Annotated in this window: 11 protein-coding genes; 6 read left to right on the top strand and 5 right to left on the bottom strand. The window is 63.3% G+C overall.

Translation table 11 applies throughout. The annotated features are described in order from the left end of the window. Positions 1-118: 118 nt before the first annotated feature. Both AWC19_RS04145 and AWC19_RS04140 read right to left on the bottom strand, forming a co-directional pair. Complete coding sequence (locus AWC19_RS04145) at positions 119-853, bottom strand: SDR family oxidoreductase (protein ID WP_158090827.1); 735 nt, start codon at positions 851-853, stop codon at positions 119-121. 192 nt (positions 854-1,045) lie between these two features. Beyond that, a complete protein-coding gene (locus AWC19_RS04140; protein ID WP_085076823.1) occupies positions 1,046-1,894 on the bottom strand; it encodes a response regulator transcription factor in 849 nt (282 codons plus the stop codon). A gap of 57 nt (positions 1,895-1,951) precedes the next feature. On the opposite strand from AWC19_RS04140, the gene AWC19_RS04135 reads away from it, so the two are divergent. The 5 genes from AWC19_RS04135 to AWC19_RS04115 all read left to right on the top strand — a co-directional run bounded on the left by AWC19_RS04135 (position 1,952) and on the right by AWC19_RS04115 (position 8,763). Continuing rightward, positions 1,952-3,643, top strand: a complete 1,692-nt coding sequence (locus AWC19_RS04135; protein WP_085076822.1) for an AMP-binding protein — start codon at positions 1,952-1,954, stop codon at positions 3,641-3,643. 129 nt (positions 3,644-3,772) lie between these two features. After that, positions 3,773-4,144, top strand: coding sequence for a DUF732 domain-containing protein (locus tag AWC19_RS04130; protein ID WP_085076826.1), 372 nt, complete (start codon positions 3,773-3,775; stop codon positions 4,142-4,144). Positions 4,145-4,233: 89 nt separating this feature from the next. Then, positions 4,234-5,274 (top strand): uroporphyrinogen decarboxylase/cobalamine-independent methonine synthase family protein, encoded by a 1,041-nt coding sequence (locus tag AWC19_RS04125; protein ID WP_211284840.1) that lies wholly within the window; start codon positions 4,234-4,236, stop codon positions 5,272-5,274. A 170-nt stretch (positions 5,275-5,444) separates the two neighbouring features. Beyond that, on the top strand, positions 5,445-7,127 hold the full coding sequence (locus tag AWC19_RS04120) for a CocE/NonD family hydrolase (protein WP_245848718.1): 1,683 nt from the start codon (positions 5,445-5,447) through the stop codon (positions 7,125-7,127). A 19-nt stretch (positions 7,128-7,146) separates the two neighbouring features. Beyond that, positions 7,147-8,763 carry an AMP-binding protein gene (locus tag AWC19_RS04115; RefSeq protein WP_085076820.1) on the top strand — a complete coding sequence of 539 codons (1,617 nt, stop codon included), beginning with the start codon at positions 7,147-7,149 and terminating at the stop codon, positions 8,761-8,763. 58 nt (positions 8,764-8,821) lie between these two features. Here AWC19_RS04115 and AWC19_RS04110 read toward each other — a convergent pair whose 3' ends face one another. From AWC19_RS04110 to AWC19_RS04100, 3 genes are all read right to left on the bottom strand, one after another. After that, a complete protein-coding gene (locus AWC19_RS04110) occupies positions 8,822-10,489 on the bottom strand; it encodes a CocE/NonD family hydrolase (protein ID WP_085076819.1) in 1,668 nt (555 codons plus the stop codon). Positions 10,490-10,761: 272 nt separating this feature from the next. After that, positions 10,762-11,505, bottom strand: a complete 744-nt coding sequence (locus tag AWC19_RS04105; protein ID WP_085076818.1) for a class I SAM-dependent methyltransferase — start codon at positions 11,503-11,505, stop codon at positions 10,762-10,764. Between the two features lie 31 nt (positions 11,506-11,536). Beyond that, positions 11,537-12,373, bottom strand: a complete 837-nt coding sequence (locus AWC19_RS04100; RefSeq protein ID WP_085076817.1) for a class I SAM-dependent methyltransferase — start codon at positions 12,371-12,373, stop codon at positions 11,537-11,539. Positions 12,374-12,554: 181 nt separating this feature from the next. Between AWC19_RS04100 and AWC19_RS04095 the strand changes: the two genes are divergently transcribed. After that, complete coding sequence (locus AWC19_RS04095) at positions 12,555-13,409, top strand: TetR/AcrR family transcriptional regulator (RefSeq protein WP_085076816.1); 855 nt, start codon at positions 12,555-12,557, stop codon at positions 13,407-13,409. Positions 13,410-13,981: the final 572 nt, after the last annotated feature.

Below are 13,981 nucleotides of genomic sequence, written 5' to 3'. Positions count from 1 at the left end.
GCTGCAACAACCCACCAGCGCCCAAGAACTCTACGGCCGCCACCTGCTCGGCCTCGAACCCAACACCACACTGCTCTGAAGGACAGCAGGGCCCGGCCCTAGCAGCACGGCGTGGTCGTCAGTCCGGACAGCCCAAGATGCTTTCCAGGACGCCTAGATGCCTGAGGTCACCGCTCGCCGGTGGAAGCTCCTCCATCGTTGCTTGGTGTGCCTCTACCGGGAGACTCCAGGCGCGGGAGAGCTCCTGTGCCAGCTCCAAAGGTGTCAACACTTGGGGACCGGCGAGCTCATACGTGCCGTACACGTAGCGGGTGTCCGCGCATACGAGGGCTGCGCCAGCGGCGATGTCCGCGAGGTCCACAAACGCCAGTCCCGGCGCATCCAAGGGCCACAGAGAGAGGACTTCGACGACTTCGCCACGTCTTCTGAGGCGCTTGAAGACATTCTGCGTGTAGGTGTTTGGCTGCAAAACCGTCCAGTCGAGTCCTGAACGACGCAGCAGTTCTTCAGCGGCGGCCTTTCGCATATGGTGTGGCACATCGCTGCTCGCGGGGTGCATGACCGAGTGGTAGACGACTCGTCGAATTCCGCACGCCCCGGCCGCCGCAAAGACATTGCCAACCAGCATCGCCTCGTCAGGATCTAGCCGCGGCGGTATGACGCAGAGTGCCTCCAATCCAGCCAGCGCGTCTGCAAGCGACGACGGGCTGTTCCTGTCCGCGTGTCGACAGCCGTCGGACCCGGTGGCAGGTCTCCGGCGCGACAGCACCGACACCCGGCATCCGTTGAGGTGCAGGGCTTTCGCCACGGCCGCACCGGTCTGCCCAGTGCTCCCGACGATGCCGATGCGCAACCTTTCGGACGTCACCGCATCGGCCGGATAGGTTTGCCGGCCGGCCCGGTGATCGTTAGTTGTTGGTTCACCCCGTGCCCCTGCGATGCTGGATGCCTCAGGTGCGTGACAGCCTATGGCGCCAAGCGCCGACCGCCGTTTCTGCGATCGCAGTCGGGAGCGAAACCGAACGGAAACCACGCAAGAGGGTCGTCAAGGCAAAAGTCGGGCCCGACGGGCTTTGATAACCGCCTCGTGGCGGGTCCGGGCGCCGAGCTTGGCGGCGGCACTGCGCAAGTAGCTCTTGACGGTCTCGGTTCGAAGCGAAAGGCGTTGGGCGGCTTCTCGGTTCGTGCGCCCAAGTGCGACCTGCGCCAGCACATCGAGTTCACGTGAGGTCAGCGTTGCCGCGGTCTCGCTGCCTTTGCCCGACAATGCTTCGGACAGCAGGCCGGCTAGCATCCGCAGTTGAGCTCCTGTGACCTTCGCGGGGTCGGCGGCCAGCCGGCGAAGCTCCGCGTGGACCTCCCGAACCTGCTCGGCGGCGGCCGCTAACTCCCTCGAATTGTCTAATTGGACGCTTTGCGCACGGAGTCGGCGGTCGACCTCGTCGCGTATGCGCAATTCGTGGCCGAGCCGCCGTGCCGAATTCACGACCAGTTCGGCCGCGCGCCCACCGATCGGAGCACCCGAACGCTCGCCGGCGTAGAGGACCGCCCTTGGCTTTCCATCGACCAGCACGGGCACCGCCACGATCGACTTAATGCCTTCCGTCAGGACCGGGATGTCGTAGTCGTGTGTGATTGTCGACGCGGTGCGATAATCGGTGACCGAAAGTGGTCGGCCGGCAACCATGCTGGCCCCGCCGAGTCCTGATCGCGGCTGGACAACCAGCCCACGCAATAGGCCCGTCCGGGTGCCGATGAACTGGGTGAGAATCAACGCGTTCCGGTGGACCTCGCCGCCGAATACGACGGGCAAGCGTCCCTCAGTAGCCAAGTGGCGAAGCTCCACGAGCAAGGCGTCGCCGTCTCGAGGCGGCAGGAGCGGCGTCCAGGTCATGCAATACCCACTTTCGGGGGTGGCGAACGGCGCGCAGTGACTTAGATCCTAACCGGCATGCCCTCTAACACCCGTCGCTATCGGAAGGCCAGAGACCAATTGGTCAGCGCGATCGCAGACTGCGACAACGCGGTCGACGATTTTGCATGGCCGCGACTCAGCGGCTCGTTCAACTGGGCAACAGACTGGTTCGACGTGATTGCGCGGGGCAATGACCGCACCGCGTTGTGGATCGTTGAGGAGGATGGCCACGAGCAAAAGGTGACGTTTGCCGAGATGGCGAACCGATCCGATCGTGTGGCCAGCTGGCTCGCCGCACTGGGTGTGGCGAAGGGTGACCGGGTCATGCTCATGCTGGGAAATCAAGTCGAGTTGTGGGAGTCAATGCTCGCGATTGCGAAGCTTGGCGCAATCATCATGCCGACCACCAGCGCGTTGGGGCCCAATGATGTTTGCGATCGGATCGACCGTGGCGGGGCTCGATTCGTGATCGCCAAGGCTGCCGACGCCGACAAGTTCGGCGGCGCGGGCGGCGACTGCGTGCGTATCGCCGTAGGCCACCCGGTAGCGGGGTGGCACCAGTACGCCGATGCCTACCGCGCCACGCCGGCGGAACCGTTTACGTCGCCCACGACCGTCGACGACCCAATGCTGATCTACTTCACGTCGGGCACCACGAGCAAGCCAAAACTCGTCGAGCACTCACAGGTCAGCTACCCGGTCGGGCACCTCTCGACGATGGCCTGGATCGGAGTGCGACCAGGCGACTTGCACCTGGCGATCAGTTCACCTGGATGGGCCAAGCACGCCTGGAGCTGTTTCTTCGCGCCGTGGATCGCCGAAGCCACCGTCTTCGTCTACAACTATCGACGGTTCGACGCCGCGGCCCTGTTGAGCCAAATCCGCCGGGCGAAGGTGAACACATTCTGCGCGCCGCCGACGGTGTGGCGGATGCTTATTCAGGCCGAGCTTGGCGATAAGCCGGACGGGCTGCGGGAGGCGTTGAGCGCGGGGGAACCGCTCAATCCCGATGTGATTGCGCAGGTCGAGAAGTCGTGGGGCCTGACGATCCGTGACGGCTTCGGACAGACCGAAACGACACTGCTGGTCGGCAATATCGCTGGCCGGCCCGTCAAGCCGGGCTCCATGGGGCGACCGATGCCGGGCGTGCCGGTGGTGTTGGTCGACCCGATCACCGGCGAGCCCGCCGACGAAGGCGAAATCTGTCTTGACCTACGGGCGCAGCCCGTCAATCTGATGTCGGGCTACCTCGGCGATGCGGAGCTCAACGACGAGGTGATGGCCGGCGGCTACTACCACTCCGGCGATGTCGCGCAGCGCGATCCCGACGGTTACATCACTTACATAGGGCGGACTGACGACGTCTTCAAGTCGTCTGACTACAAGGTCTCACCGTTTGAGCTGGAAAGTGTGCTGATCGAGCATCCCGCAGTGGCCGAGGCCGCCGTCGTGCCCCAACCTGACCCAACCCGCCTAGCCGTGCCCAAGGCGTATGTCGCGTTGGCCACCGGATGGCCGCCCGACGCCGAAACCGCCCGCTCCATCATGGAATACGCGCGCGATCACCTCGCTCCGTACCTGAAGGTGCGGCGGGTCGAGTTCGCCGAGCTGCCGAAGACCATTTCCGGCAAGATCCGCCGGGTGGAGTTGCGGCGCCGCGAAGAGAGCGCGCATCAATCCGGCGCTCCTATTGCCACCGAGCACCGCTATGAGGACCTCATCGAATGAGCGGACAAGCTATGGCGGCCACACGCAATTTCCGCCTGATTTCGCCGAAGAGAGCAGTCTGGGGCGAGCAGTAACCCGATCGCATCTGACGAGACGCGGGCCACGGCTCCGGCTACGGGGGTGGGCGTGATGACCTGTAATAGCCGCTGCAAGGCCGCGGCGCTCGTCGCAATGTCTGCCTACACCGTGATCGCATCGTCGGCGTCGCTGACGGCGAGTGCGGCGCCGGCACCCGAGGTCGAGTACATGTATAACGTCGCGGTTCGCCGGCACTACAACTTCCCCAATAACGATGCGCTCGGCTACGGCTATGGGGTCTGCGAGAAGGTGACGCGCGGCGAGGGATACGCCCAGGTGATGGGCGAGGTGAAAAGCGATGTCACCCCGAACGATGAGGCCTCGGCCAACTACATCGTGTCCTACGCGGTAAATCTGCTGTGTCCCGCACAGATATGGCAGTTACGGAACTCCGCGGCAAACTACCAACCACCACCGCAGTAGCCGGGCTCCGCTGTCGCCCGGCCGGGATTTCGCGCTGATTTGCCCCGTGTCGCAAGACTAAGACTCTCATTCATACCGAAGGAGTACTGGTGACGCACGAACGTCCGGTGGGGGTTCATCTCGTCGGGAGCTTCCCCTTCGACGATGCGTCCGGGGTGCTCGAGCTGGTCGCAGACACCGTCGGCGATCGTCTTCACCGAGTTCCCGACGGTGAGACCGAGGATCGGCGGTATTACTACAACTGGCACATCGGAATCATCTATTACCGCGCGCGCGACCAGCTCCAATGGGTATCGCCGGCCCCCGACCGCTACCCACAGCTGCCCTGGTTCAAGCGGCGCCGCGATGCCGACCTGTCCACGGTCGACTTCGGAACGTTCGGCTACGCGCAATGGGCGAAGGACTCCTACGCAAGGTTTGTGAAGCTTCGGGACGGCCGAAGATTCCCGGAACACGTGAAGTTCCAGGTGAACATGATCTCGCCCGTCGTCCCGCTGATAGGACTGTTCGACGAGGCGATCCGCGCTGACATCGAACCTGCCTACGAGCGGGCACTGCTGGCGGATCTCGCGGAGATCCTCGAGGCGATACCGAACGACGACCTAGCTGTGCAATGGGAACACGTCTACGACGTCTCCTTCTGGGAACGGCACCAAGAGCCGTTCTGGGCCGACGACGTCGAAGAGGGTGTGCTCAAACGAATCGAGCGATACTCCGCTTTGATCCCCGACGAAGTGGACATCGGCTATCACCTCTGTTACGGGGATTATCAGCACAGGCACTTCATGGAACCGACCGATGCGCGAGTGCTCACCGAGATGGCCAATGCGATCACCGCGCGCGTGGGCCGGCCCATCCAATTTTTTCACCTGCCCGTTCCACGCGCCCGCCACGATGACAGCTACTTCGAACCCTTGCAGGACTTGCAGCTTGGACCGCAAACCGAGCTGTATCTAGGTCTCGTCCATTACACCGATGGCGTCGACGGCACGCGTCGCCGAATCGAGACGGCGTTTCGGCACGTCGACTCATTCGGAGTCGCAACAGAATGCGGCTTCGGACGGCGCCCGCCAGAACAGATCCCCGGTTTGCTCCGCATCCACCGCGACGTCACTCGTCCCGTTGGGTGACCAAATGGATGGTTGTGCACGATGCCCCGAGCGATATGGCGCAGCATCAGTGGAATTCACCATTGCGGCATCCCCAGTCAGACCCAACGTCGCCGCGCAACGCGTCGGCGACCGAGCGCCGAGCACGCCGGGACGAGCGCGCGTCAACTAACAGTCAGAAAGGAAGCCTGATGTCCGACATCGACGTGATCTACCGACAGGCGAACCCACCAGAATCGCCGCTGGCCAACTGGCGCGGATTCAAGCAGGAAACGGTTGTGCTGCAACGGGGTTCGGTGCATAGCCCCGGCGGTCGCCCCCTCACCTGTGACATCATCTTCGAGCGCGACGTCGAGGTCACCCTCAGAGACGGTACGGTCATCTACACCGACGTCTATCGGCCGGTCACCGACGACCGCGTGCCCGCGCTGATGGCCTGGAGCCCCTACGGAAAACAGGGCGGCTTTTGGCAACTCGACGTGTTCCCCGACCGTGCCGGCGTCCCGGCGCAGGCCGTGTCCGGCCTACAGAAGTGGGAGGCACCAGATCCCGCCTACTGGTGCGAGCACGGATACGCCATCGTCAACCCCGACGCGCGGGGCTCCTTCGAGTCCGGCGGCGACGTACAGGTGTTCTCCTCGCAAGAAGGCCGCGACGGGGCCGACGTCATCGAGTGGATCGCCGAGCAGGACTGGTCCTCGGGCAAAGTGGGGATGGCGGGCAATTCCTGGTTGGCGGTGACGCAGTGGTTGATCGCCGCCCAACGGCCCCCGCACCTGACGGCGATCGCGCCTTGGGAGGGCCTCACCGACGTTTACCGCGACCTGGTGGCCATGGGCGGCATCCCCGATCCGGTGTTCACCGAGGGCATCCTGCAGAACAACTACGGCCGCAACAAGATCGAAGACGTCATCGCCATGATCACCAAACGTCCCCTCTTCGACGAGTATTGGGCGACCAAGGTGATTGACGTCTCCAAGATTGACATCCCCGTCTACGTCGTCGCCAGCTACACCAACGCCCTGCACACCAGGGGAACCCTCGCCGCCTACGCAAAACTCGACCCTGACAAGACCTGGCTGCGGATCCACAACTCGATGGAGTGGCCGGACTTCTACGAGCACCAGGATGACTTGCGGCGCTTCTATGACCACGTGCTGAAGGGCGCGAAGAACGGGTGGGAAGAGACGCCTCGAGTGCGGATGGCGATTCTCGATCCCGGCCACGAGGACGTCCTCGACGTGGCGCAACCATCGTTTCCGCCTCCCGGTGTCGTATCCACCGCCTTTTATCTGCGCTGCGACGATCACACCATTAGCCGATCCGAACCGACTGATGCGGCATCCACGAGCTATGACGCCGAGGGCGGAAGGGCCGTCTTTGAAGCGGATCTCGGAGATCTCACGTTGGCCGGACCGATGAGGCTGCGCTTGTGGGTGCAAGCCGACGGCCACGACGAGATGGATTTGTTTGTCGGTGTCCAGAAGGTCGCCGCCGACGGCTCGGTGCTGGTCCCGGAATTCATGCCCAAGTTGCCCTCGCCGGGGGCGCGCGGTCAATTGCGGGTGTCGCACCGCAAGACCGACGACCGCTTGTCGACGGACCTCGTCCCGCACCACACGCACGACGAAGTCCAACCCTTGTCAGAGGGGGAGATCGTCGCGGTCGACATCGAGATCTGGCCCATGGCCATGCGTTGGCATCGCGGTGAAAAGTTGCGAATAGTGGTGTCCGGCCAGGAACTTCAAGTGCCAATTGTGCCCGGCCTGCCGCCGCGGCCCACCAACAACGCGGGCAGGCATATCATTCACTCGGGTCCGCAACGTCCATCGTTTCTGATGGCCCCGGTGCTGCCCACAGCCGAGCATGGATGATTCGATCTCTGGTGCGCGCATGGACTCCTACGACGCGGGACCCAGCTACCAGCCGATCCTGGAGGAGACGGTCGGCGTCAACTTTGAGCGCACAGCGGCCGATCACCCCGAGGTCGAGGCGCTCGTCGATCTAAAGCAAGGGCGGCGCTACACCTATGCCCAACTGCGCGCCGAAATCGATGTGGTGGCCCGGGGCCTGATGGCGATGGGCATCGAGCGTGGCGATCGGGTCGGCTTGTGGGCGCCCAATCGCGCGGAATGGACGATCACCCAGTTCGCACTGGCCAAAATCGGCGCCATCTTGGTCAACATCAATCCCGCATACCGCACGCACGAGCTGGCCTACGTGATCAATCAGTCGGGCATGCGCACGCTGATCTCGGCGACGTCGTTCAAATCCTCAGACTATGTCGCGATGGTCGAGCAGGTGCGCGACCAGACACCTCGACTGGCCGAGGCGGTTTTCCTCGGCACCGCCGACTGGGACGCGCTGCGTGCCCGCGCCGACGAAGTGAGTCCTTGCGAGCTCTTCGAGCGCTCGTCGCGTTTGGCCAACACGGACCCGATCAACATCCAATACACCTCGGGCACAACAGGTTTCCCCAAAGGGGCGACGCTGTCGCACCGCAATGTGCTTAACAACGGGTACTTCGTGACGGAGCTGATCGGGCTAAGAGCCGGCGACCGGCTATGCATACCGGTGCCCTTCTATCACTGCTTCGGCATGGTCATGGGCACTTTGGGTTGCACGACCCATGGCGCGACGATCGTGATTCCTGCGCCGGGTTTCGATCCTAGTGCCACGTTGAAAGCCATTGAATCCGAACGCTGTACGGCGGTCTACGGCGTGCCGACGATGTTCATCGCGATGCAGAACCACCCCGACTTCGTCGAACATGACCTGTCGTCGCTGCGCACCGGCATCATGGCCGGCGCGGTGTGCCCGGTCGAAGTGATGAAGCGGTGCATCGACGATATGCACATGTCCGAGGTGGCGATCGCCTACGGGATGACCGAGACTTCGCCGGTGTCGTGTCAAACGCTACCCAACGACGATCTAGCACGGCGGACGTCCACCGTCGGCCGTGCCCACCCGCACATTGAGATCAAGATCGTGGACCCCGTCACCGGCGAGGTGGTTGAGCGAGGACAGCCGGGTGAGTTCTGTGCCCGCGGCTACTCGGTGATGCTCGGATACTGGAATGACGACGAAAGGACCTCGGAGGTCATCGACTCGGAGGGGTGGATGCACAGCGGTGATCTCGCGGTCATGGACGAAGACGGGTACTGCGCCGTCGTTGGTCGGATCAAAGACATGGTGATCCGCGGCGGGGAAAACATCTACCCCCGAGAAATTGAGGAGTTCCTCCACTCGCATCCGGACATCTCCGACGCCCACGTGATCGGGGTTCCCGACCCGACGTACGGCGAGGAGGTGTGCGCTTGGATCCGGATGAAGCCTGATCGGCCGGCATTGGACGCGGCCGCCGTGCGCACCTTCGCCAAGGGACGCCTGGCGCACTTCAAGATTCCGCGCTACGTCATTGTGGTCGACGACTTTCCGATGACCGTGACGGGCAAAGTCCGCAAAGTCGAGATGCGGGAAATTTCCATCAAGCGATTGGGTCTCGGTTGAGTGGACCCGGGGTCAAGTGCGAGACTCCCAGGCTGAGAAACACTGCCCTTGCATCCGCCTAGCTGGCTGCGGGCACTACCGGTATCAACAGGTGGCTGTCGTAGCGCCCACCGGTGTAGATGATGTGGTTGCCCGCGTTGCGGTCGGAGGGGTGACCGGCGGCGAATTCGCCAGGGTAGCTTTGAATATCGCTGCCCTTGACCAGGACCCGCAAACTCTCGCCCGCGCGGTAGAGAGTGCTCGATGGCCAGAGCTCGATATCAACCGGAACAATCTCACCGGGGGCGAGCAGGAGTTCTCGCTCATGCAGCAGGAACGGCTGCTGCGGGGTTGACCGCGCCGGATCCAATTCGCGATGCGACACGCGTAGCCACCCATGCGTCGACTGCCCGTCGTTGAACAGCGTGTGATAGGGGAAGTTAACGACCTCACCCTTGGAGTCGATCTTCTGTACCGCCACGAACAGATCCATGTCATCGGATCCGTCCGTCGACACCCACAACCGGAGTTTGGCGTATCCGGTCAACTCCGTGTCGGCATCGAACGTGTAAGTGAAGGATGCCAATTGGTCAGGGTCGGTCGCGTCGTAGGTCACCGACGACTCTTCGCCGAGCGGCTCCACCGACGCCGCGCCGTTCGCGGCGTCGAGGAACAAACTCTCGTATCGAGTCCGAGCCAGTGGCCACTCCGATTCGTCACGCCACTGTCCCTCGTAGAATTTCTCTCGCACCTCGATGCGGACCGGAGGCCACGCGTCGACCTCGTTGGGCTCATCTTTTAAAAAGCGGTCGAAGAAGGCGAGCTGACGCTTGAAGCTCTCGTCCCAGTAGAACCGGGACCACTTTTTGCGCCCGTGCACCTCGAGGAACTTGACCTTGGAGCCGAGCCTCCGGTAACCCTCCAACGTGCCGCGCGTGTGCACACCATGGTCGGTCCAACTCGCGACCACGTACGTCGGGACGTTGATCCGTTCCAAATCAGGTTGCTTGCACTGCCAGTACTCGTCGAGCAGCGGATGGACGTCAATGGCCTTCGACAAACTTTCCGTCCGGTTCCTCGTCCACGACGTGAGCATGTTGTTCCACATGTCGATGAAAGTCCGGTTGGGGATACCGCCATGGCGCACGAGGTCACGGTAGACGTCGGTGACCCCGTCGTAGGGAAGGAGGGCGGCCAGGTGCGGCGGGCGGGTGGCCCCGGCGAACCATTGCACAATGGCGAAATACGACATGCCCGCCATGCCCACTTTGCCTGTGCACCAGGGCTGTTCGGCGATCCACTCGATGGTGTCGTGGATGTCGTCGCCTTCCTTCTTCGAAAAGATGGTCATGTCGCCTTCGGAGCCGAACGCGCCACGGGGATCGACCGCCACAAGGGCGTAACCCCTCGGGCACCACGCGACGGGATCGGGGCTTTCCAGCAATGTGTGGTCCGACAGCTTGTCGGTATCGACCTCGGTGCCCTCGAACAGACTCCACTTCAGCGCCCCATGCTTGCCGTACACGCTCCACAACAAGATGGCCGGCAGCCGCCCGGTCACGCCTTCGGGTCGGTAAACATCGGCGTAGATGGTGATCCCATCACGCAACGTGATTGCCTGGTCCCGATCGATGACCAGACCGTCGGCGAATTCCCGCCGAGGGCGGACCCCTTGGTACCCGAACTGCTCAGGCGGCATGCCCGGAACCAGCACCTCGGGATCGACGGAGTCGATCACCTCACCCATCCTGATCTCCCATCAACGGTCGGCCACACTGTGCGGGCTCGAGCATCACCCAGGCGGCGAAATCGACCGGAAATGAAGCATCGACAGTCGTCGACGCAGCACGAAACCGGCGCGGAGGGCGACAGAACGGACACGGCCGGCGAGAGCCATGCGGACTGACCCATCTGTCTCTGACTGAGGAGTAAGGGCTGTTCTTGTCGAGGCAGCGGGGTGAATGACGCCTGAGTACACGAACTACTTGGCTTTGTGGTGTCCCGGCGACGTCAATGTCGTCAGGCCACGCGAGTCGCGACCACCGACCACGCCGGCAGGTGTACGCGGTGATCTTCGAGCAGTGGTTCCAAAACGGCCAGCTGCTGCGCCAGACGCTGTATCCCGTCCCGCATCTCGCCCTGGCGCGCGGTAGCGATCGCTTTCATGGCGTCGATGGTCTGCGGCAGGAACCGGGCCGACAGGGTGGTGGTGCCCAGATAATCGACCCGCCATCCGCTGCGTCCGAGCACGCGTTTGAAGTTGTCAGCCGGTACGCCGGTCCACTGGATGCCGTTGACGTTGTTGGGGCTGAGCTCGAACATGTACAGGCGCGCCCCGGGTTTGGTGGCTCGGTGCAGCGCCTGCGCGTATCGCGTCTGGACGTCTTCGTTGTCGACGAACAGGTGATAGAAGGAGTTGTCCACCACAGTGTCGAACCGGCCTTCGAACCCCTCCAGCTGGGTCGCGTCGGCTACCTGGAAGTTTACCTGCACGCCGGCACGCTCGGCATTGCGCTTCGCGCGTTCGATTGCCGTCGGTGAGGCGTCGATGGCAGTGGTCGAATATCCCTGTGATGCATAGTGAATTGCGTGATGTCCGTCGCCGGTGCCCGGATCGAGTACTTCCCCGCGCAGTGCGCCGAAGGCCGTCAACTGCTCCGCGACGGGCTGTGGGCCGCCGATGTCGTAGGGGATGACGCCTTCAGTGTGCTCGGCTGCGGCGTACATCGACTCGAAATCGGCAACATTCGTGTCCTCGGTCATGTTCTCTGGCTTTCTGTGATTGCGACGCTGTCTAGTGATTCCCGTGCGGTTGCCCGGTGACTTGCCCGTGGGCTGTGCCCGGACGGCGGAATAGCACGGCCATTGACGTCGGGCCGAACCCCTTTGCCCTGGGCAAGAATTCGATACTTATCGCCGAATCGGCGGCATTGGCCAGAGCCTGCAGCGCCGCGGGACTGTAGGCGCGCAGCGCGCTGATATAGCCGTCGTGCAGCAGCGGTCGCAACGAGGACGACGGCAGAGCCGCCAGCTGCAACAGCGGCCGCAGTGCCCAGAACAGCATGAATCCCAGCGGTGTGCGCCGCTCGAGGTCGATGACCAGGAAGGACTTACCTACGCGGGTGGCCTCGGCGATAGCGCGATAGGCGACCGCCGGTGGCAGGTGATGAAACGCCTGCGCGAAGACGACCAGGTCATAGCTGTCGTCCTCCGCATCGATCGCGGTGGCGTCGACCACCTGAGTACGCGCCCGCGGGTTGGTCCCCAGTGGGCCGGCGGCGATGTTGGCCACCGATGTGGGGTCCAGATCACTGACCGTAACGGTCGCCGTCGGATGAAAATCGAGGATCTTCGCCGACAGCTTGCCGTGGCCGGCGCCTAATTCCAGGATCCGCGGACTCGGGACGTCGCGGACTACGTCGAGCGTGGTGCGGGCGTCCTTCTCGTGCAGCTTGAACAATCCGCCCAGCCGGTCGAGCATCCCGATGACTTTTTGCTTGACCTCGTCGGGTGCGTCGTCGCGATCGAGATACTCCAATTCATCGGTCTCAAATCGACGATCCAGCCAGGATGCTTGAGGTCCACCCCGCGGCATTGAGGCGATGGTTCGACCGGGCGCTTCCGCATTCATTGCAACTCTCCTTCTGAGTAGGCCGAGCGTTCTCGCTGGCTCGAGTTGCCCCAGCGCGCCCGAACCGGGCATGACACGCATATAGAGGTAATGTCTTATAGCGTATCACAACGCGAAGTTGCGGCGCCACATTCCTAGTGCTGGGTCGTTTGACGCCGCGCCCTTTAAGCTGAAAGCAGTCATGAACACTCGCGTAACAACACCCTCATCCGGCGACGCCCCGGCCTCGCCAGATGCTTTGACCAGTGCGGACGCACTGGTCGAGGCGGCTTTGCGAGCTGCCGAAGAACTCGGTAAGGATGTCGCGGACGTGCCCGTCACGGTGATCGCACGCCACGCGGGCATCTCGCGCAGCACATTGCTGCGCCGTCTCGGTGGCTCGCGCGCCCCCCTCGACGAAGCGGTGCGGAGTCGGGGCGTCGATCCTGGCGGGGTGCCGCCGGTACGCACCCGAGCCCTCGACGCTGCGGCGACCTTGATCGCCGAACGCGGCTTGGGTGCAGCCACATTGGAAGCTGTCGCGGCCCGCGCTGACTGCTCGGTCCAAAGCCTCTACGCCATTTTCGGCACGCGTGATGGGTTGCTGCGGACTGTCTTCGACCGCCACAGCCCCCTGCTTGACATCGAGGAATTTCTCGCCGAGGATCACACCGATTTTTTCGCGACTGTACGGCGGTTTTACGCGCTACTGGCTGATTCTTTCAGCCGAGAACCACGGGTGGGGCCGGCCATGTTTGCCGAAGCGGTCGCGCGTCCCGCCAGTCCCGCGATGCAGACCCTGCTCAACCACAAGGGTCCACAGGTGCTGGCCGTGATCGGCAAGTGGCTGAGCACCGAAATCCAGGCGGGCCGCATTCGCGATCTGCCGGTGTCGCTTCTGATGCAGGAACTGCTCGCTCCCATGGTGATTCACATGCTTTTGCGGCCCAATGCAGCAAACGTGCTCGGCGTCGACACCCCGGACATCGACACCGTCTGTGACGTTTTCGCCGACGGCTTCGTACGGGCCGCCGGTACGGCCCCGCCGTCCTCCTAGGCGTGGCCCTCGGCGGCCGCACCCGCAAGGGGCGACCCGCCGCAAGACCGCGAACCTGCCGGCCGACCGTGCGGACGCCGGTGCGCAGCCAGGGCTCGCAGACGTTGAATGCATTGTGGTGCAACAGCAGAGGCGTTTGGCTTGAACCGTGTTACAGCCCGCCCAATGTGGTGATCGCCTGGACGGTGATCGTCAATATCACCGTGCCGAACAGGTACGACACCGCTGAGCGCTGCAGCACCACTGAGGCTGCCGATGCTCCCAACTGATGATGATGGTGTCGGGGGCTCTGCGCGTCGCTCGCCTCTGCTGGACAATGGTTGGAATAGTCCGCTCGTTGGTTGGTTGCGGTCCGCTTTCCCTGCTCTGTTTTCTACGGCGTCAGCTCTAGCCGTGCGGCGCCAGGTGCGGCGAACGGACCCATCTGCTTTTCGGTGAAGGCGTGCGGGCTGTTTCTGTTCTTGAAGAACAGGTTGGGGCTGGCCACTCCGAAGAAGGCTCCCTAATGCGTTTGTCAAGCCGCGTTGGTGCTGCCGGCCGGGTTGTAGGGCTGTCGGGTGCGCAACATGGCG

This window comes from Mycobacterium palustre (assembly GCF_002101785.1).
Classification (GTDB): Bacteria; Actinomycetota; Actinomycetes; order Mycobacteriales; family Mycobacteriaceae; genus Mycobacterium; species Mycobacterium palustre.
Note: the sequence above shows the minus strand (reverse complement) of the source record. Positions and strands in the feature narration are given on the sequence as shown.